This is a genomic window from Leifsonia sp. Ger2509, assembly GCF_055231915.1.
In genome coordinates, this window is record NZ_JBUYVB010000003.1 from 3,907,500 (window position 1) to 3,925,828 (window position 18,329).

Annotated in this window: 18 protein-coding genes; 14 read left to right on the forward strand and 4 right to left on the reverse strand. The window is 67.8% G+C overall.

What is annotated here, in order from left to right; translation table 11 throughout:
- The first annotated feature begins 32 nt into the window (after positions 1–32).
- The 5 genes from ACV7NN_RS18960 to smc all read left to right on the forward strand — a co-directional run bounded on the left by ACV7NN_RS18960 (position 33) and on the right by smc (position 7,560).
- Positions 33–1,040 carry a branched-chain amino acid ABC transporter permease gene (locus ACV7NN_RS18960; protein ID WP_463351102.1) on the forward strand — a complete coding sequence of 336 codons (1,008 nt, stop codon included), beginning with the start codon at positions 33–35 and terminating at the stop codon, positions 1,038–1,040.
- Positions 1,037–2,233, forward strand: a complete 1,197-nt coding sequence (locus ACV7NN_RS18965; RefSeq protein ID WP_463351103.1) for a branched-chain amino acid ABC transporter permease — start codon at positions 1,037–1,039, stop codon at positions 2,231–2,233. The genes ACV7NN_RS18960 and ACV7NN_RS18965 overlap by 4 nt, the downstream gene beginning before the upstream one ends.
- Positions 2,230–3,129 carry an ABC transporter ATP-binding protein gene (locus ACV7NN_RS18970; protein WP_463351104.1) on the forward strand — a complete coding sequence of 300 codons (900 nt, stop codon included), beginning with the start codon at positions 2,230–2,232 and terminating at the stop codon, positions 3,127–3,129. Before ACV7NN_RS18965 ends, ACV7NN_RS18970 begins: the two co-directional genes overlap by 4 nt.
- Positions 3,116–3,829 carry an ABC transporter ATP-binding protein gene (locus tag ACV7NN_RS18975; RefSeq protein ID WP_463351105.1) on the forward strand — a complete coding sequence of 238 codons (714 nt, stop codon included), beginning with the start codon at positions 3,116–3,118 and terminating at the stop codon, positions 3,827–3,829. Before ACV7NN_RS18970 ends, ACV7NN_RS18975 begins: the two co-directional genes overlap by 14 nt.
- Positions 3,830–4,005: 176 nt before the next feature.
- The gene (smc, locus tag ACV7NN_RS18980; RefSeq protein ID WP_463351106.1) at positions 4,006–7,560 is read left to right on the forward strand and encodes a chromosome segregation protein SMC; all 3,555 of its coding nucleotides are present in this window, start codon (positions 4,006–4,008) and stop codon (positions 7,558–7,560) included.
- Here smc and ACV7NN_RS18985 read toward each other — a convergent pair.
- On the reverse strand, positions 7,557–8,438 hold the full coding sequence (locus tag ACV7NN_RS18985) for a CHAD domain-containing protein (RefSeq protein ID WP_463351107.1): 882 nt from the start codon (positions 8,436–8,438) through the stop codon (positions 7,557–7,559). The two genes, smc and ACV7NN_RS18985, sit on opposite strands and share 4 nt — an antisense overlap.
- 67 nt (positions 8,439–8,505) lie before the next feature.
- On the opposite strand from ACV7NN_RS18985, the gene ftsY reads away from it, so the two are divergent.
- From ftsY to ffh, 4 genes are read left to right on the forward strand one after another with little or no spacing between them, the layout of a single operon-like run.
- A complete protein-coding gene (gene ftsY / locus ACV7NN_RS18990; RefSeq protein ID WP_463351108.1) occupies positions 8,506–9,381 on the forward strand; it encodes a signal recognition particle-docking protein FtsY in 876 nt (291 codons plus the stop codon).
- Between the two features lie 9 nt (positions 9,382–9,390).
- Positions 9,391–9,891 (forward strand): DUF2004 domain-containing protein, encoded by a 501-nt coding sequence (locus ACV7NN_RS18995; RefSeq protein ID WP_463351109.1) that lies wholly within the window; start codon positions 9,391–9,393, stop codon positions 9,889–9,891.
- Positions 9,891–10,571 (forward strand): GNAT family N-acetyltransferase, encoded by a 681-nt coding sequence (locus ACV7NN_RS19000; RefSeq protein ID WP_463351110.1) that lies wholly within the window; start codon positions 9,891–9,893, stop codon positions 10,569–10,571. Before ACV7NN_RS18995 ends, ACV7NN_RS19000 begins: the two co-directional genes overlap by 1 nt.
- A 12-nt stretch (positions 10,572–10,583) precedes the next feature.
- On the forward strand, positions 10,584–12,146 hold the full coding sequence (ffh, locus tag ACV7NN_RS19005; protein ID WP_463351111.1) for a signal recognition particle protein: 1,563 nt from the start codon (positions 10,584–10,586) through the stop codon (positions 12,144–12,146).
- 93 nt (positions 12,147–12,239) lie between these two features.
- Here the strand turns inward: ffh and ACV7NN_RS19010 are convergent, their stop codons facing one another.
- Complete coding sequence (locus ACV7NN_RS19010) at positions 12,240–12,941, reverse strand: SGNH/GDSL hydrolase family protein (RefSeq protein WP_463351112.1); 702 nt, start codon at positions 12,939–12,941, stop codon at positions 12,240–12,242.
- Between the two features lie 20 nt (positions 12,942–12,961).
- A complete protein-coding gene (locus ACV7NN_RS19015) occupies positions 12,962–14,095 on the reverse strand; it encodes a glutamate--cysteine ligase (RefSeq protein WP_463351113.1) in 1,134 nt (377 codons plus the stop codon).
- 180 nt (positions 14,096–14,275) lie between these two features.
- Between ACV7NN_RS19015 and rpsP the strand changes: the two genes are divergently transcribed.
- Genes rpsP through rimM form a run of 3 tightly spaced genes read left to right on the forward strand, consistent with a single transcriptional unit; the run spans position 14,276 to position 15,583 of the window.
- Positions 14,276–14,761, forward strand: a complete 486-nt coding sequence (rpsP, locus tag ACV7NN_RS19020) for a 30S ribosomal protein S16 (protein WP_463351114.1) — start codon at positions 14,276–14,278, stop codon at positions 14,759–14,761.
- Positions 14,762–14,763: 2 nt separating this feature from the next.
- On the forward strand, positions 14,764–15,000 hold the full coding sequence (locus ACV7NN_RS19025; RefSeq protein WP_463351115.1) for an RNA-binding protein: 237 nt from the start codon (positions 14,764–14,766) through the stop codon (positions 14,998–15,000).
- Between the two features lies 1 nt (position 15,001).
- Positions 15,002–15,583, forward strand: a complete 582-nt coding sequence (gene rimM / locus ACV7NN_RS19030; protein WP_463351116.1) for a ribosome maturation factor RimM — start codon at positions 15,002–15,004, stop codon at positions 15,581–15,583.
- A 58-nt stretch (positions 15,584–15,641) separates the two neighbouring features.
- Here the strand turns inward: rimM and ACV7NN_RS19035 are convergent, their stop codons facing one another.
- Positions 15,642–16,304, reverse strand: a complete 663-nt coding sequence (locus tag ACV7NN_RS19035; protein WP_463351117.1) for a GntR family transcriptional regulator — start codon at positions 16,302–16,304, stop codon at positions 15,642–15,644.
- A 124-nt stretch (positions 16,305–16,428) separates the two neighbouring features.
- Here ACV7NN_RS19035 and ACV7NN_RS19040 point away from each other — a divergent pair, with 124 nt between their 5' ends.
- A complete protein-coding gene (locus ACV7NN_RS19040; RefSeq protein WP_463351329.1) occupies positions 16,429–17,598 on the forward strand; it encodes an MFS transporter in 1,170 nt (389 codons plus the stop codon).
- A gap of 25 nt (positions 17,599–17,623) precedes the next feature.
- The gene (trmD, locus tag ACV7NN_RS19045; protein WP_463351118.1) at positions 17,624–18,310 is read left to right on the forward strand and encodes a tRNA (guanosine(37)-N1)-methyltransferase TrmD; all 687 of its coding nucleotides are present in this window, start codon (positions 17,624–17,626) and stop codon (positions 18,308–18,310) included.
- Positions 18,311–18,329 lie beyond the last annotated feature (19 nt).

Sequence of the window (18,329 nt, forward strand, 5' to 3'; positions counted from 1 at the left end):
CGATCCGTGTTCGTCAAGATCTGGATGCCTGAATGCTCGAAGCACTGATTCTCCACCCGGTCCTCGATAATTCGTGGATCAACTTCGATGTGAACGCCCTGGTACAGAATTTCTGGAGTGCGACCTTCGACGGCCTCACTTTCGGGGCGATCTACGGACTCATCGCCGTCGGCTACACGCTCGTCTACGGCGTGCTCAACCTCATCAACTTCGCCCACTCGGAAGTGTTCATCATCGGCGCCTACGGTGTCGTGATCACGCTTTCCGCGCTGGGCTTCGGTCCCTCGGCCCCGAACCTCTCGGTTCCGGCGATCGTGGGCGACCTCCTACTCGCGCTCATCGTCGGCATGCTGGCGTCGGCGGTCGCAGCGTTCCTGCTCGAACGCGTGGCATACCGCCCGCTTCGAAAACGCAACGCGCCACGGTTGGCGTTCCTCATCACCGCCATCGGTGCCTCGTTCGCGATCCAGTACACGATCTTCATCGTGCGTGGCGCGAACGCTGAGCCATCTGTGACGATGTTCAAGGCCATCCCGGTGTTCGACGTCTTCAACACCACGATCTACATCCAGTCGCTGATCATCGTGATCGCGGCCGTGATCCTGATGGTGCTCACCGACATGTTCATCCGCCGCACCCGTACCGGCCGCGGAATCCGCGCGGTCGCGCAGGATCCGGACACGGCGACCCTCATGGGCGTGAACAAGGAGCGCATCATCGTGATCACCTTCGTGGTCGGCGGTCTGCTGGCGGGAGCTGCGGCGCTGTTCTACGTGATGCTCGTGCCGAGCGGCGTGATCTACAACGGCGGTTTCATCCTCGGCGTCAAGGCGTTCGCCGCGGCCGTCCTCGGCGGTATCGGCAACGTCAGGGGCGCACTGCTCGGCGGCCTGCTCCTCGGCGTCATCGGCAACTACGGGCAGATCCTGCTCGGGGACTCGCAGTGGACGGATGTCGTCGCGTTCGTCGTGCTGGTGCTCGTGCTGCTCATCAAACCCACCGGAATCCTCGGAACGTCACTGGGAAGGAGCAGAGCATGAGCACCAACGACGGACCTCGTGTCCTGCCCGATGCCCGCAGCGAGCAGGCTTTCGACAATGCGGAGGCCCAGACCAAGAGGCGGTCCGGCTTCCTGCAGCCCCTGCGGGACCGGTGGAACGGGCTTCCCCGCGCTGTCCAGTGGCTGTGGATGCTCATCGTCGTCGCGATCGCCTTCGCGTTGCCGTACCTCAACTTCTTCCCCCTCACGACGGAGCCGGGTAACGACTGGCCGCTGGCGTGCTTCGCGATGGCGGTGTACGCGCTCATCGCGGTTGGGCTGAACGTGGTCGTCGGCTATGCCGGCCTCCTCGACCTGGGGTACGTGGCGTTCTTCGCTGTCGGGTCCTACACCGCGGCGATGCTGACGAGCCCGGATTCGCCGTTCATCCACATCCCGTACCTCTGGACCATCCCGGTCGCGATGGCGGTGACGATGACCTTCGGGGTGATCCTCGGTGTGCCGACGCTCCGCCTCCGCGGCGACTACCTCGCGATCGTGACACTCGGCTTCGGTGAGATCGTGCGTATCCTCGCCACGATCATCCCGGCGATGCAAGGGCAGGTCGGATTCCAGAACGTCGGCCACCCGCCGGGTGTCGGCGCCAACGGCATCCCGATCTTCTCGAACACCAACGGGATTCCCTGGTACTGGCTGACATTGGTGATCATCATCATCGTGCTGCTGCTGGTGGGCAACCTCGAACGCAGCCGCGTCGGTCGCGCGTGGATCGCGATCCGCGAGGACGAGGACGCCGCGGAGATCATGGGCGTGCCGACCTTCAAGTACAAGGTGTGGGCCTTCGCGATCGGGGCATCCGTCGGCGGTCTCTCCGGCGCCCTCTTCGCGGGCCAGGTCGGCTTCGTGAACAACCAGAAGTTCGATGTCCAGACGTCAATCCTGTTCCTCGCCGCGGTCGTCCTCGGTGGTTCCGGGAACAAGGTCGGTGCTCTCCTGGGTGGTGCGATCGTGGCGTACATCCCGTTGCGGTTCACCGCGATCGCCGACTACAAGTACCTGATCTTCGGCATCGCGCTCGTCCTGCTGATGATCTACCGGTCGAAAGGTCTGATTCCGGCGAAGCAGCGGCTGCTCGCCTACGGTCGTCACGCGATCGAGTACCTGCGAGCCAAGCCGGCGGCGCCACCACCGTCCGAACCGGTGTCCGACGTATCGAAGGGAGGCGCAGCATGACCGAAGACGCCGACAACCTGACAGAGGTCGGTGCCGATCCGACCGTACTCGAAGAGCTCAACGTCGACCTCGACGTCGCGGAAGCGGCTGCCCCCGACCGCGAGATCGCGGTGGAGGTGGGGGACAAACTCGTCGAGGTGAAGAATCTCACCGTGAAATTCGGCGGCCTGCTCGCCCTCGACGACGTGACCTTCGACATCAAGCGCGGGGAGATCCTCGGGCTCATCGGGCCGAACGGTGCCGGCAAGACGACCTGCTTCAACGCCATGACGGGCGTCTACAAGCCGACCAGCGGCGACGTGCTCCTCGAAGGCAAATCGCTCAAGGGGCAGAAGCAGCACCAGATCACCCGCCTCGGACTCGCGCGCACGTTCCAGAACATCCGCCTCTTCGGTGAGATGAGCGCCCTCGAGAACGTCGTGGTCGGCCTCGACGCACGCCACCGCACCAGTGTGCCCGGCGCGTTGCTGCGCCTCCCACGGCACCACCGCGAGGAGCGCACCGCAATCGAGCGAGGGATGGCGCTGCTCGAGTTCGTGGGTATCGCCGACCTGGCCAATACGGCGTCACGCCACCTCCCGTACGGCTATCAGCGACGGCTCGAGATCGCGCGCGCGCTCGCCACCGATCCCAAGCTGCTCTGCCTCGACGAACCGGCGGCCGGATTCAACCCGGCGGAGAAAGAGGACCTGATGGACCTCATCCGCACGATCCGGGCCGACGGATATACGGTGCTCCTTATCGAACACGACATGCGCCTGGTGATGGGTGTCACCGACCGCATCGTCGTTCTCGAGTTCGGACGCAAACTGGCCGACGACATCCCCGTCGAAATCCGCAACGACCCGCGCGTGATCGCCGCCTACCTCGGGGAGCCTGAAGATGACGTTGCTTGAGCTGAAGAACGTGAGCGTCTCGTATGGGCGCATCGAGGCGATCCACGACATGTCGTTCTCGGTCGAGGAGGGCGAGATCGTCAGCCTCATCGGTGCGAACGGGGCGGGCAAGTCGACGACGATGAAGACCATCTCCGGTCTCCTGAACCCGTCGAAGGGCAGCCTGATGTTCGAGGGCGAGGACATCACCAAGATGAAGGCGCACATCCGCGTCGTCCGCGGGATCTCGCAGGCACCGGAAGGCCGGGGGATCTTCCCCGGCATGACGGTCTTGGAGAACCTCGACATGGGCGCCTTCGGCCGCAAGGACCGCAGCGGGATGGAAGCCGACTTCGATCGCGTCTTCTCGCTGTTCCCTCGGCTTTCCGAACGTCGCACCCAGGTCGGCGGGACGATGTCGGGCGGCGAGCAGCAGATGCTCGCCATCGGCCGCGCGCTGATGTCGGCACCGAGGCTGCTGCTGCTCGACGAGCCCTCCATGGGCCTCGCTCCGCAGTTCATCAAGCAGATCTTCTCGATCATCACGGAGATCAACCAGCAGGGCACGACCATCCTGCTGGTCGAGCAGAACGCGAACCAGGCCCTCGCCCGGGCCAACCGCGGCTTCGTCCTCGAGACCGGGTCCATCACCCACTCCGGCACCGGCAAGGAGCTCCTCGCCAACCCCGCGATCAAAGAGGCCTACCTGGGCGTCGGCTGACGCCCATCCCTCAACCAGGCCGTCGAGCACAGGAAAAGCGGGCGAATGCGACGCGCAGAAGCCCGCTTTTCCTGTGCTCGACAGGGGTTCCGGGGCGTGGGGTGCACGGGGTGGGGGCGCGGGTTGGGTAATCTTGCTCGGGACAACCACGCGACCAGCGAACGAAAGGGCGGCAGGTGTATCTGAAGAGCCTGACGCTCAAAGGGTTCAAGTCGTTCGCGCAGCCGACGACGTTCGCCTTCGAGACCGGGGTCACCTGTGTCGTCGGCCCCAACGGATCGGGCAAATCCAACGTCGTCGATGCGCTCGCCTGGGTGATGGGCGAGCAGGGGGCCAAGACCCTGCGCGGCGGCAAGATGGAGGACGTCATCTTCGCGGGCACGTCGACCCGGGGACCACTCGGCCGCGCCGAGGTCACCCTGACGATCGACAACTCCGACGGTGCCCTCCCGATCGAGTACTCCGAGGTCACGATCTCGCGCACCCTGTTCCGAAACGGCGGCAGCGAGTACGCGATCAACGGACAGGCCTGCCGGTTGCTCGACGTGCAGGAACTCCTCAGCGACTCCGGGCTCGGCCGGGAGATGCACGTCATCGTCGGACAGGGCCAGCTGGATGCGGTGCTGCACGCCAGTCCCGAGGATCGCCGCGGCTTCATCGAAGAGGCGGCGGGCATCCTCAAGCACCGCAGGCGCAAAGAGAAGACCCTCCGCAAGCTCGAGGCCATGCAGACCAACCTGACACGGCTCAGCGATCTCGCGGGCGAGATCCGGCGTCAGCTCAAACCACTCGGGCACCAGGCCGAGATCGCGCGCGAAGCGCAGTCGATCGCCGCGATCGTGCGCGATGCGCGTGCCCGCCTGCTCGCCGACGAGGTCGTCTCCCTGCGAACGGCACTCGACGCGCACGGCCGCACCGAGAGCGAACGGCACAGCGAGCGCATCGTGCTGCAGGAGCAGCTCGAGCAGAAACAGCTCCGGATCGCGCGACTCGAGCAGGCGCAGGTCGGCGACGACGTGGATGTCGCGCGCCGCACCGCGTTCGGGCTCGAGTCGGTGCAGGAGCGGCTCCGCAACCTGTACACGATGGCCAACCAGCGCCTTGCGTTGCTGGGTTCGCAGGCTGAGGCGCAGGATGCCGCCCCCGGCGTCTCGCCGCAGATGGTCGAGGATGCGCGAGCCGAGGTCGAGAGGCTGCGTGCCGTCGTCACCGCGGCGGAGGCCGCCTGGATCGCCGCCCAGGCCGCGACCCGCGCGGCGCGGACGAGTCTCGATTCGGTGGATGAGGAGATCGCCGCCCAGAGCGCTCTCGTCTCGCGCCACGACCTCGAGATCACGAAGCTCACCGGCCAGGCCGACGCTGCCGCCTCCCGCCTTGCCGCCGTGCGCGGCGAGGTGCTGCGGCAGCAGAACGCACTCGATGCTGCGACGGAACGCAAGGAGAAGGCGCGCACTGATTTCGCCGTGCGCGAGTCCGAAGCGGAGATCAGCGACGCGAGTGAGGGGAACCTCGACGAGGCCTACGAGCTGGCCCAGGCCGACGTGTTCGAGGCAGAGGGCGAGATCGAGCGGCTGCGCGAGGAGCTGCATGTTCTCGAGCGCGAGCGGGACGCCCTCGCTGCGCGCACCAGCGCTCTGTCGCAGGCGCTCAACCAGAAGGACGGCTCCGCCGCTCTCGTCGCTGCGCGGCTCGCAGGGGTTCGCGGCCTGGCTGCCGAGCACATCCGCGTGCATCCGGGGTTCGAGGCCGCGGTCGCCGCGGCGCTCGGGTCGCTGGCGGATGCTGTCCTCGCCGAGGACCGGGACGCAGCGTTCGAGGCGGTCGCCCACGCATCCGCTGACGATCTCGGCCGCGTGGAGGTCATCATCGCAGCGGCCGCCGCACCCGCCGTCGACCTTTCTGGCATCGCCGGCGTGGTCGCCGCGCGATCCGTGGTCGACGCCCCTGACGGCGTTCTCGGTGTGCTCACGTACACGGCCATCGCAGACGACCTCGATGTCGCGCGTGCGGCATCAGCGGAATTCGCGAAGCGTGGCCTCGCCGCTCCCGTGACCATCATCACGCGCGGCGGCGACGTGCTGACCGAGTTCGTCCTCCGGGGAGGCTCCGGCGCGAAGCAGAGCCGCATCGAGCTGATCGCGGACCGCGACGCAGCCGAGGACCGTCTCGGCGAGGTGACGTCGCTGATCGACCGGGCGAAGTTCGCTCTCGCCGAGCAGCGCGGTGTGCTCCAGGTGGCGAAGGAGCAGTCCGCCTCAGCGCTGGCGGCCCTGCGCGAGTTCGACGCGCAGCTTGCGGCGCAGACCGAGCAGCTGAACAGGCTCAAAGTCCAGATGGAGGCGTCCCAGGCAGAATTCGACCGACTGAGCGTCGCACTCGGTCTCGCCGAAGAGCGGGTGGCGGATGCGGAGGCCGCGTCGGAGAAGGCCAAGGCCGAACTCGAGACGGCCCGCGCGCGTCCCCGGCCGATCCTGGACGTCAGTGCGCGCGACTCCCTGTCCACCGAGCTCGACGCCGCTCGCGAGGCCGAGGTCGAGTCGCGCCTCGGCGTGGAGACCGCCAAAGAGCGGGTGCGCGCGGAGCAGGCCCGCGGCGAGGCGCTCGCCAGGCAGCTCGAAGCGGAACGCGCTGCAGCCGAGGAGGCCGCCCGCCGCGCGGTCATCCGTCGGCGTCAGGTCGACGCCGCGACGCGGGTGATCGAGGCTCTTCCCGCCGTGCTTGATTCCGTCGACCGGTCGGTGGCATCGGCGCGTGTCGAACTGGCCGCGGCGGAGGCGCAGCGCGCAAGCCAGAACGAAGAGCTCGCCGGTCTCCGGCGTGACGAGAGCGCGCTCCGCGAGCGGCTGCAGGCGATCACCGAGAACGTGCACGGCCTGGAACTGCAGATCTACGAGAAGAAGCTCCACCTGTCGAGCCTTCTCGAGCGTGCGGGCAGCGAGCTCGGCCTCGTCGAGGATGTTCTGGTGGCCGAGTACGGCCCCGAGGTTCCTGTGCCGGTGGATGTGAAGCCGGGCGCCGGTGACGCAGAGAACACCCGGGAGGCCGGAGAAGCCGAGACCCGACCTTTCGACCGCGAGCAGCAGCAGAAGCGTCTCGCCCAGGCCGAGCGCAAGCTCGCCCAGCTCGGCCGGGTGAACCCGCTGGCGCTCGAGGAGTTCGCCGCGCTCGAGCAGCGTCACAAATTCCTCACGGAGCAGCTGACCGACCTGACGAACACGCGACGCGACCTCTTGACCATCATCGAAGAGATCGACGAGAAGATGCAGTCGATCTTCCAGAGCGCGTTCGAGGACACGAAGACGGCGTTCGGCGAAGTCTTCCCCGTGCTGTTCCCCGGCGGTTCGGGCAGCATCCAGCTCACCGACCCCGAGAATATGCTCACCACGGGCATCGAAGTCTCGGTGAGACCTGCGGGCAAGAAGATCGAGCGGCTCTCCCTGCTCTCTGGCGGCGAGCGGTCTCTCGCAGCCGTCGCCCTGCTGATCGCGATCTTCAAGGCGCGCCCCAGCCCGTTCTACATCATGGACGAGGTCGAGGCGGCCCTCGACGACGCGAACCTGGGCAGGCTGCTGACGATCTTCGAGGATCTCCGCCAGTCGAGCCAGCTCATCGTGATCACCCACCAGAAGCGCACGATGGAGATCGCCGATGCGCTCTACGGCGTCTCGATGAGACAGGACGGCGTGTCAGCGGTGGTCGGGCAGCGCGTCGCCCAGGAGAAGGCCTCCTAGCCTTTCGGCGGGTACAGCTCTCGGATGCCGTCGAGCGCCACATCGAGACGGTCGAGTTCGCGCGTCGCCTGCTTTTCGCTGCGCGCCGCGAAGATCCCGACTCCGGTCGAAGCCGACCTCCCGAGCGAGCGGTCGTGCAACGCGTCCCGGAGATGGCGGGCCAGAAGCACGCCGTCCCGGTGGTCGCCCAGCACGTCCTGGGCCGTCTCCGCCGCGTAGGCGAGCCGCTGGGTCCTCGCACCGAGGACGGGTGCGGGTTCGCTCGAGACGGCGTCGGCGGCGTAGCGGAGTCTGCGCGTCTTCTTGCGCAGGTCGTGCAGGCCTTCCAGCCGGAGGTCGGCGGCCGCCCTCGCCCGGGCATCGACGCGCGCGACCTCGCGGCGGAGTGCTGTGCGGAACCAGCGCCTGGCCGGGCGACCCGCCCGGTGGTGCAGCGGAGGGTCGACGGCGAACCGGGTGAGCCGGTCGAGCAGCGCTGCGTGGTCGGGGCTGTCGAAGAGCCGCAGGAGCTCCGCGTGCGCGCCACGGTATTCCTGCACCTGGTGCGCGGCCAGCCCCTCCACCGCGTCGATCACCGGCGGTGAGGTGCGCGCCTGCAGGAGATCTTCGATCGACTTCGCGCGCACCTCCGGGTCGCGCGCCGAGCCGAGCGCGGTCCCGAGCGTGCGGAGATCCCGCCGCAGGTCCTCCGTCTGCCCGCGCGCGAAGAGGCGGCGGTACGCGGCGAGGACGCTGCGGATGCGCCGGACGCGGATGCGCGCCTGGTGGACTGCATCCGGATCGTCCCGACGAACGGCGGCCAGTTGCTCACGCAGTTCCGCGTCGAGGAATACGAGCACACGGACGATGGCGTCCCCCGCGCTCGTATCGTCACCCATTGTGAAAACGTAGCGCCCGTCGACTCGTCGCGGGAAGAGGCGCCCCACGAACAACTAGGGTGAAAGCATGGCTGAACGTACCCCGTGGTCCTTGTCGAGCGCCCTGCGCGGGATGTTCGCGAAGAAGACCATCGACGACGACACCTGGGACGACCTCGAGACCGCGCTCATCACAGCCGATTTCGGACCGGATGTGACCGAAGCCATCGTCGACGACCTGCGCGCGAAGGTCGAACGGTATCGCACGACCGACCCCGCCGACCTGCAGCGGATGCTGCGCGAGACTCTCGAGGAACGCCTGTCGAAACTCGACCCGACCCTCAAGCTCTCCGAGCGTCCGGCGATCGTGCTGGTCGTCGGGGTGAACGGGGTCGGCAAGACGACAACAATCGGCAAGTTTGCGAAGTTCCTGCGCACCTACGACCGCAGCGTCATCGTCGGAGCGGCCGACACGTTCCGTGCCGCAGCGGTCGAGCAGCTGGCGACCTGGGCGGAACGTGCAGGCGCCGACATCGTGCGCCCGCAGCAGCAGGGGCAGGATCCTGCGTCGGTGGCCTTCCAGACCGTGGAGCGCGCGAAAGCGAACGGCATCGAGATCGTGATCATCGACACAGCGGGCCGGCTGCAGACCAAGGGCGGCCTGATGGACGAGCTGTCCAAGATCAAGCGAGTGGTCGAGAAACAGGCGCCGATCGCCGAAGTGCTCCTCGTGCTCGATGCGACGACCGGACAGAACGGCCTTGCACAGGCGGAGGCGTTCATCGAGCACGCCGGAGTGACCGGACTCGTGCTCACGAAGCTTGACGGCTCTGCCAAGGGTGGCTTCGTCCTCGCGGTGCAGGAGAAGACCGGCATCCCGATCAAGCTCGTCGGCCAGGGCGAGGGCATCAACGACCTGACCGGCTTCACACCGCACGTCTTCGCACAGCAGCTGATCGGCTAGGAGGGTCCGATGGCGATCGAACACGACTTCTTCGGCATCATCGACGACACGGCGAGCGGCGGCCTGGCCTGGCAGGACAGCGTCGAACTGGGGGACCAGTCCGTCGAACTGGAGCTGCAGGCCGACCGTGAGTCCCGGGTCACCGAGAACTCGCTCGACGCAGCCGCGTCCCTCATCCAGGCGCTCGAAGGCTTCGACGCTCGGGCGAGGGATGCGCTGGTCGCGCAGTTGAGCGAGCAGGCATCCGCCACCGTGAACTACGTCGACCAGCAGATGGACGAGATGGGGGAGAGCCTCCTCGACCTCCTGGTGCACAACTCGGGCGACATCGCCGTCGACGTGCTGCGGTCGCTGCAGCTGATGCGCGTTTCGCTCTTTCCGGAGCGTTCGGATGAGGAGGACGTGTTCGCGACGTTCGACTATTCGATCAGCCCGGACGACACCGACTCCGTGCTGATCGTCAGTTTCGATATCCGCGGGGACGTCGTCGCGGTCGAGATGCAGGGCTGATGGGGGAGCCGTTCCGGCCGCGGGAGGACACGCGGCCCGACGACGTGGTGTGGCCGGAGCTCGCGTGGCCGATGGATGCGGCGGTCGAACTGCGCGGCCGGGTCGTGACGCTCACCGGGGTGCGCGATCCGGAGCGCGATGCGCGCGAGCTGTTCGCGGCGCTCGACGACGACACCGTGTGGCGGTACATCGCCGGTCGCCCGGTCGACGTCGCCGCTCTCCAGGAACGCCTCGAGGATGCGCTCCTCGCGGGTCCGCGCTTCCAGTGGATCGTCCGGCTGGCGGTGGACTACCGCGGTCTGCCCGCAGGCACGGTCGTCGGCCAGACGTCGTATCTCGACGCCGCGGCGGTGGATGCGCGGCTCGAGATCGGCTCGACGGCGTACCGGAGCGCCGTGTGGGCATCCGCCGTAAATCCCGAGACCAAGCTGCTGCTGCTCGAGCACGCGTTCGAGTCCCTCGGCGCCGGGCGCGTGCAGCTCAAGACGGACATCCGCAACGAGCGTTCGCAACGCGCCATCGACCGCCTCGGCGCTCGCTACGAGGGCGTGCTCCGGCGCCACATGCGCCGACCGGACGGCACCGTGCGCGACACCGTGATGTTCTCGATCCTCGCCGAGGAGTGGCCGGATGTGCGCCGCGGGCTGAACGCGCGCGTGCGCTCAGCATCCGCCGGTTAAACTGTCTGGACCATGGCTACTTTCGGAACCCTGTCTGACAGGCTCGCAGACACCTTCAAGAACCTCCGTACCAAGGGCAAGCTGTCGCCTGCGGATGTCGACGGCACCGTCCGCGAGATCCGTCGCGCGCTCCTCGACGCCGACGTCTCGCTCGACGTCGTCAAGTCGTTCACGTCGACCGTACGCGAGCGCGCGCTCGGCGACGAGGTCAACAAGGCGCTGAACCCGGCCCAGCAGGTCGTGCAGATCGTCAACGAAGAGCTCGTGACGATTCTCGGCGGCCAGCAGCGCCGCCTGCAGTTCGCGAAGAAGCCGCCGACCGTGATCATGCTCGCTGGCCTCCAGGGCGCCGGCAAGACCACGCTCGCCGGAAAGCTGGCGAAGTGGCTGGCCAAGGACGGCCACACTCCTGTGCTGGTCGCGGCCGACCTCCAGCGCCCGAACGCCGTCACCCAGCTGCAGATCGTCGGCGAGCAGGCGGGCGTCCCCGTGTTCGCGCCGGAGCCGGGCAACGGTGTCGGCAACCCGGTCAAGGTCGCGAAAGAGGCGATGAAGTTCGCCGAGACCAAGCAGTACGACGTGGTCATCGTCGACACGGCCGGCCGTCTCGGCGTCGATGCTGAGCTCATGAAGCAGGCGGGCGACATCCGAAAGGCCGTCGACCCCGACGAGGTGCTGTTCGTCATCGACGCGATGATCGGCCAGGACGCGGTCGCCACGGCCAAGGCGTTCCAGGACGGGGTCGATTTCACCGGCGTCGTGCTGACCAAGCTCGACGGAGATGCCCGCGGTGGCGCTGCGCTGTCCGTAGCGTCGGTCACCGGGCGTCCGATCATCTTCGCCTCGACCGGTGAGACCCTCGACGACTTCGAGCCGTTCTACCCCGATCGCATGGCCAGCCGCATCCTCGACCTCGGTGACATCCTCACCCTCATCGAGCAGGCGCAGGAGGCGTTCGACGAAGACGAGGCGCGCAAGGTCGCCGAGAAGTTCGCGACAGACACGTTCACGCTCGACGACTTCCTCAAGCAGATGCAGCAGCTGCGCAACATGGGCTCCATCAAGAAGATGATGGGCATGCTGCCGGGCGCGGGCGCCATGAAGCAGCAGCTCGACAACTTCGACGAGCGAGAGATCGTGCGCACCGAGGCGATCATCCAGTCGATGACGAAGGCTGAGCGCACCAACCCGAAGCTGCTGAACGGTTCGCGCCGTCTCCGCATCGCGAAGGGTGCCGGCTCCACGGTCACCGAGGTCAACCAGCTCGTCAACCGGTTCGAGCAGGCCGCGAAGATGATGAAGACCGTGGCCAAGGGCGGCGTGCCGAACGTTCCGGGCATGGGGCCGATCCCCGGCGCCGGATTCACGGGCGGTCGCGGAAAGCAGCAGCAGAAGAAGAAGGGTTCGCGCTCCGGCAACCCGGCCAAGCGGGCCGCGGAGAACGCTGCACTGTCGTCCGGCGTGAAGCCGGCGGTCCCGGGCGGCGGATCGGGCTTCGGACTCGGCGGCGCCGCGAAGAAGGACGGCCCGACCGAAGAAGAGCTGGCTTCGCTTCAGAAATTCCTCGGGCGCTGACGTTCGTCGCCCGAGGGTGACCGCTGCGGTCGAGCGTGCCTGTCGCGCCTGCCGCCCCCGGCCGGAACGGTTGCTCTCCCGTGACGGCGGCGCTCAGCTCCCGATGTGGGCCGCGTCCAGTGCGCGGTCGACGACACCGGCAACGACGGCCTGACCGGCCGCGTTCGGGTGGATGTGGTCGGTCTGGAGCAGCTCCGGATGTGCCGCCAGCGGGAAACCGAGGTCGAGCCATGTTCCTCCGGCGCCGGTCACTGCCTGCCGCACGAGGGCGTCGACCGCGGAGAGTCGCGCGGGCGGGGTGTCGTCGCCCCAGACCGCGCTGGTGCCGACGATCGTCGCCTGCGGGAGTGCAGCACGGAGTCGGCGCAGAAGCTCCACGGTCTTCGCCCTGAGCGCCTGGTCGCCGATTGTCAGATCGTTCCGGGTGGCCGCGATCAGGACGATCCTCGGGTGCAGCCCGATGGCCGTCGTGACCTGCGTGTCGTAGGTGTAGCCGCCCAGGCCACGCTTCACGAAGCCGGAGCCGCTGATCGCGAGGTCGTCGAGCGCCCATGTGTGCCGGGCCGCGATCTGCTCCGGCCACGCCTGCGCCGGAAGGACTCCGCGCCCGTGCGAGATGGAATCACCGATGGCGACGGCCCTCACGGTCGCCGGCGCGTGCTCCGCCGACGCAGCCTTCGCATCCGCTGCGACCGAGCGCTCCGCGGCGATCGCGGCGCACCCGCTGAGGGCTGCGAGGGCGGCCAGGCCGGCGACGGCGACCAGCAGTCGGCGGGGGAGGGCCGTTCGAATCACGGAATGAGCATAGATCACGCTCAGGCCAACCCGTTCCTCAGCTCGTGGGTGAGCGAGCTCACCACCGCCTGGAGGCTTCCGCCGTTCTCCTCGGCGACCCTCAGCTGCCGCTGGTAGCTTGCCCCGCGCTCCAGGATGAGGTCGACGTTCGCCAGCTGTTCGAGGCATCCGAGTCTCTCAGCGATCGGGGCCAGGTCCGCGACGAGGTCACGCAGTTCGTCGGCCACGAGGCGCTCGTCGCCTGCTGCGTTGAGGATCACCTCGGCGTCCATCCCGTAGCGGGCGGCGCGCCACTTGTTCTCCCGCACGAACCAGGGCTGCAGGCTGACCGGCTCGATCCCGTCGTCCAGCTGTCCGGACATCCGGTCGACGAGGCAGTGGATGATGGCGGCGACGGCTCCGACCTCCTCGGCCGTCGACAGCCCGTCGCAGGCCCGCATCTCGACGGTGCCCCAGCGCGGAGAGGGGCGGATGTCCCAGCGCACCTCGGAGTAGTCGTGCACGACGCCGGTGTTGACCAGGTCCTGAACGTACTCCTCATAGTTCGCCCAGCTCCCGAACTGCCAGGGCAGCCCTGCCGTCGGGAGCTGCTGGAACATGAGGGCTCGGTTGGAGGCGTACCCGGTCTTCGCCCCGCCCCAGAAGGGGCTCGACGCGCTCAGCGCCTGAAGATGGGGGTAATAGGTGAGCAGCCCGTTGACGATCGGTAGCGCCTTCTCGCGCTCGTCGATTCCGACATGGACGTGGATTCCCCAGATCATCATCTGCCTGCCCCACCACTGCGTGCGGTCCAGCAGCCGATCGTAGCGCTCGTTCGGGGTGACCTTCTGGTCGAACCACTGGGCGAACGGGTGGGTGCCCGCGCACATGAGCTCGACGCCGAGGGGATCGGTGACCGCGCGCACGAGCGCCATCAGCTCATTCAGGTCGGCGACCGCATCCGGGACCGTGTGGTGGACGCGGCTCACCAGCTCGACCGTGTTGAGCAGGAGCTCATGCGTGATCTGCGGGTGCTCCTTGCCGTCGGGGGTGCCGAGGGCTTCGAGCACCTCCTGGGCGATGTGCACGAGGTCGCCGGACGAGCCGTCGACCAGTGCGAGCTCCCACTCGATGCCCACTGTCGACCTCTCGGATGCTGCGAAATCGATCTGCATCTGGTCGTTCCGCCCATCCGATTATTCAAAGCCCGGTGTATCTGACAGAATAGCTAGTTGAGTTCTGTTCCGCCCGACCCTCTAATCAGGCGAGAGAGAACCCCATAGACCTCCTGCCGAGTGTGCCCCCACGCTCACGGCAGTCAGTTCGTCAAACACCTCATACAACACAGGAGAATTGTGGCTGTCAAAATTCGTCTGAAGCGCCTCGGCAAGATCCGCGCTCCCTACTACCGCATCGTCGTCGCCGACTCGCGCACCAAGCGCGACGGCCGCGTGATCGAAGAGATCGGCAAGTACCACCCGACCGAGGAGCCGTCGCTCATCGAGGTCGACTCGGAGCGCGCGCAGTACTGGCTCAGCGTCGGCGCCCAGCCGACCGAACAGGTCACCGCGCTGCTGAAGCTCACCGGCGACTGGGGCACCTTCAAGGGTGACAAGAACGCCACGAACACGGTCAAGACCAAGGAAGCCAAGGCCGAGTTCGTCGCTGACGAGAAGAAGAAGCCGGTCCTGAAGCCCAAGGCTGAGAAGCCGGCGCCCGTCGTCGAAGAGGCCGAGGCCGTTGTCGAAGCCGAGGTCGAGGCCGAAGAGGCCGCCGAGGCCGAGGTCGTCGAGGCTGCGGAAGAGATCACCGACGCCGCCGCCGACGGCGAGAAGGCCTAGCCTTGCTCGGTCCCGCTCTCGAGCACCTGGTCAAGGGGATCGTCGATCACCCTGACGATGTGCACGTCGTAGCAAAGAATTCGCCCCGCGGCGAGGTCCTCGAGGTTCGCGTGAACCCCGAGGACCTCGGGCGGGTCATCGGCCGCGCCGGACGCACCGCCAAGGCGCTGCGCACGCTCGTCGCCGCGCTCGCCGACGGACGTCGCGTTCGCGTCGACGTCGTCGACACCGACTACTGAGGTGTCGGCCGACAAGCCTGCCCAGACTCAACTTCGGGTCGGTCGCCTCACGAAGGCGCATGGGCTGAAAGGCGCCATCAAAGTCGAGCTGTACACGGACACTCCGGAGCAGCGGTTCGTGCCCGGTGCGGTGTTCACGCTCCAGGTGCCGACAGGCTCCAAGTGGCACGGCAAGACGCTCGAGCTCACTGAGCTCCGCTGGTACAACGGCCACGCCGTCGGCTTCTTCAAGGGCATCGACGATCGGACGGAAGCCGAGACACTCGTCAAGGCGATCCTCTGGGTCAACCAGGATCCGACCGAGCTCCCTGAAGAAGAAGACGCCTGGTACGACCATCAGCTGGTCGGCCTCGCCGCCGTGCGCGACGGCGTCAAGGTCGGGCTCGTGGCCCGCGTCGACCACCTGCCCGCGCAGGATCTGCTGGCGATCAAGACGGACAACGGCGAAGTCCTCGTCCCGTTCGTCAAGGCGATCGTCCCCGCGGTCGATCTCGCCGCCGGAACGGTCACGCTCACGCCGCCCACGGGACTCTTCGAAGAACTGCCCGACGAGGACCCCGAGTCCGAGGCCGAGGCCGAGTAGCGGTCGAGTCCGGGAAAGGTCCGCTGGTTTCGGTCGAAACCGCGGACCTTTCCCGGACTCAACGCACTACGGCGAGGCCACGTGCGCGCAGGATGCGGGCATCCGCGTCGAGTGAGGCGAGAAGCCGCTCGTGGGTAGCGACGATGTGGTGGTGGATGCGGTCCGCCGCCCCGTCGGCATCCCGCGCGCCCACGAGGTCGACGATCTCACGGTGCTCGAGCCAGGCGGTCCGCCTCGCATCCTCCGTGCGGACCTCGAGCCACCGCGTCCGCGCCAGCCGGGTCATCGCCGAGGCGACGGTATCGGCGAAGAAGTGGTTTCCCGACAGGCTCGCGAGTTCGACGTGGAAGTGCGTGCCCGCACGCACGCCGTCATCGCTGGGTGCCGACACGTCGAAGTCGCCGAGTCTCTGGCCTAGCGACGCGATCGCTGCCGCGGTCGCGCGTTCGCAGCTGAGTCGCACCGCAGCGGACTCGACCGCGTCCCGCAGTTCGCTCAGCTGCCCGATCTCGCCGAGATCGATCGGCGTGACCTGCCAGGCGCGCCCGACGCGTTCGACGAGGCCTTCGCCTTCGAGACGCATGAGCGCCGCACGCAGCGGGGTGCGGGATGCGCCGAGTTCTCCTTCGAGGCCGCGCTCGGTGAGCCTGGCACCCGGCATCCGGTCGAGGTCGAGGATCTCCGAGCGCAGGAGTTCGTAGATGTGCGACTGCTCGGGCATCGGGAGCCTTTCGTTGGTATACCAGTGCGGTATACCGCTAGGGTATACCGAAAGCCCCGCAGATGCCGGAAGGAGCACCGTGACCGCAACACTCACCCGCACACGAACAGCGCGCCCCGGGCTGATGCTCGCACTCGGCGTCATCGCCCAGGCCAGCTCGACGGTCTTCGTGAGCACGCCCGCATTCCTGATCCCGCTCCTTCACGCCGAACGCGGGCTGAGCCTCGCCGAGGCCGGACTGCTGGCATCGACCCCGACGCTCGGCATGGTCCTGACTCTGATCGCGTGGGGCGCGCTCAGCGACCGCATCGGTGAGCGTTGGGTGATCGCATCCGGGCTCGCCGTGACGTCGCTGGCCGCGGTGGGTGCGATGTACGCGAGCGGCTATGTCGGCCTCGGGTTCTTCCTGCTCATCGGCGGGATGGCGTCGGCGAGTCCCAACGCGGCGAGCGGGCGCGTCGTCGTCGGCTGGTTCTCGCGCGAACGCCGGGGGCTCGCCATGGGCATCCGCCAGATGTGCCAGCCGCTGGGGGTGGCCGTGGCTGCTGTGACCGTCCCCGTCCTCGCCGCGACCGGCGGCATCCCGGCAGCTCTGGTAGTCCCTGCCGGGCTGACCGGCGTCTCCGCCGTGCTCTGCGCGATCTGGATCGTCGACCCGCCGCGGCCGGAACGGGCATCCGGCGGGGAGGCGGCGCGCCCGCACGCCGGCTGGAACCCGTACCGCTCGACCTCGCTGCTGTGGCGCATCCACGGCGTCTCGATCCTCCTGGTCGTGCCCCAGTTCGCCGTGTCGACGTTCGGCCTGGTCTGGCTGGTGACCGAGCTCGGCTTCCCGGGCCTCGGCGCCGGCCTCGTGATCGGGGCGAGCCAGTTCGTCGGGGCACTCGGGCGGATCGGAGTCGGGATGCTCAGCGACCGGGTCGGCAGCAGGCTGCGGCCTCTGAGGTGGGTGGCCGTCTCTGCTGCGGTCGTCATGCTCCTCATGGCGGTGGGCTCGATGCTCGGGGCCTCGTGGGCCGCTGTCATCCTGATCGTTGCGGCTGTCGTGACCGTCGCCGACAATGGCCTCGCCTACACGTCAGTGGCGGAGATCGCCGGACCGTTCTGGTCGGGGCGCGCGCTCGGCGCGCAGAACACCGGACAGTTCCTCGCTGCATCGGTCGTCGGGCCAGCTGTCGGAGGGCTGATCACCCTCATCGGCTTCCCGCTCGCCTTCGCGTCGGTGGCGCTCTGCCCATTGGCGGCCATCCCGCTCGTCCCGCACGACCGGGAGCTCGCCGTCGTACCGCAGTAGCGCCTCCCGATTAGAATTGGCCTCCATGCGCATCGACATCGTCACGATCTTTCCCGAGTTCTTCGATGTGCTCGACATCTCCCTGCTCGGCAAGGCCAGGCAGTCGGGGATCATCGACCTGGGCGTCCACGATCTGCGTGACAACGCGCACGACCGGCACCGGACCGTCGACGACACTCCGTACGGCGGCGGGGCCGGAATGGTCATGAAACCGGAGCCGTGGGGCGAGGCGCTCGACGGCATCCTGATCGACAGTCCCGGCGATCCCGTCGTCATCTTCCCGTCGCCGGCCGGCGACGTCTTCACCCAGGCGACGGCCCGCGAGCTCGCGGGCGAGTCGCACCTGGTCTTCGGATGCGGACGCTACGAAGGAATCGACCAGCGCGTCTTCGACGACACGGCCTCCCGCGCGCGGGTGAGGCTGATGAGCCTCGGCGACTACGTGCTCAACGGGGGAGAGGTCGCGACCATGGCGATGATCGAAGCGGTCGGCCGCCTCATTCCCGGAGTGGTCGGCAATCCGGAGTCGCTGGTGCAGGAGTCGCACGAGGACGGGCTGCTCGAATACCCGAGCTACACGAAGCCGTCGGTCTGGCGCGGACACGAGGTCCCGCCTGTGCTGCTGAGCGGCAACCACGGCGCGATCGCCGCCTGGCGCCGCGAACAGCAACTCGACCGCACACGTCGTGTGCGCCCCGACCTGCTCGACTAGTCCGTGTCGCAGGCCTCCG

Coding starts and splice junctions, on each gene's coding strand:
- ACV7NN_RS19035 (WP_463351117.1), bottom strand. CDS start 16,304: ATGCCCGAGCAGTCGCACATCTACGAACTCCTGCGCTCGGAGATCCTC.
- ACV7NN_RS18965 (WP_463351103.1), top strand. CDS start 1,037: ATGAGCACCAACGACGGACCTCGTGTCCTGCCCGATGCCCGCAGCGAG.
- ACV7NN_RS18960 (WP_463351102.1), top strand. CDS start 33: ATGCTCGAAGCACTGATTCTCCACCCGGTCCTCGATAATTCGTGGATC.
- ACV7NN_RS19000 (WP_463351110.1), top strand. CDS start 9,891: ATGGGGGAGCCGTTCCGGCCGCGGGAGGACACGCGGCCCGACGACGTG.
- ACV7NN_RS18995 (WP_463351109.1), top strand. CDS start 9,391: ATGGCGATCGAACACGACTTCTTCGGCATCATCGACGACACGGCGAGC.
- trmD (WP_463351118.1), top strand. CDS start 17,624: ATGCGCATCGACATCGTCACGATCTTTCCCGAGTTCTTCGATGTGCTC.
- ACV7NN_RS19015 (WP_463351113.1), bottom strand. CDS start 14,095: ATGCAGATCGATTTCGCAGCATCCGAGAGGTCGACAGTGGGCATCGAG.
- ACV7NN_RS18970 (WP_463351104.1), top strand. CDS start 2,230: ATGACCGAAGACGCCGACAACCTGACAGAGGTCGGTGCCGATCCGACC.
- ffh (WP_463351111.1), top strand. CDS start 10,584: ATGGCTACTTTCGGAACCCTGTCTGACAGGCTCGCAGACACCTTCAAG.
- ACV7NN_RS19040 (WP_463351329.1), top strand. CDS start 16,429: ATGCTCGCACTCGGCGTCATCGCCCAGGCCAGCTCGACGGTCTTCGTG.
- ftsY (WP_463351108.1), top strand. CDS start 8,506: ATGGCTGAACGTACCCCGTGGTCCTTGTCGAGCGCCCTGCGCGGGATG.
- ACV7NN_RS18985 (WP_463351107.1), bottom strand. CDS start 8,438: ATGGGTGACGATACGAGCGCGGGGGACGCCATCGTCCGTGTGCTCGTA.
- ACV7NN_RS18975 (WP_463351105.1), top strand. CDS start 3,116: ATGACGTTGCTTGAGCTGAAGAACGTGAGCGTCTCGTATGGGCGCATC.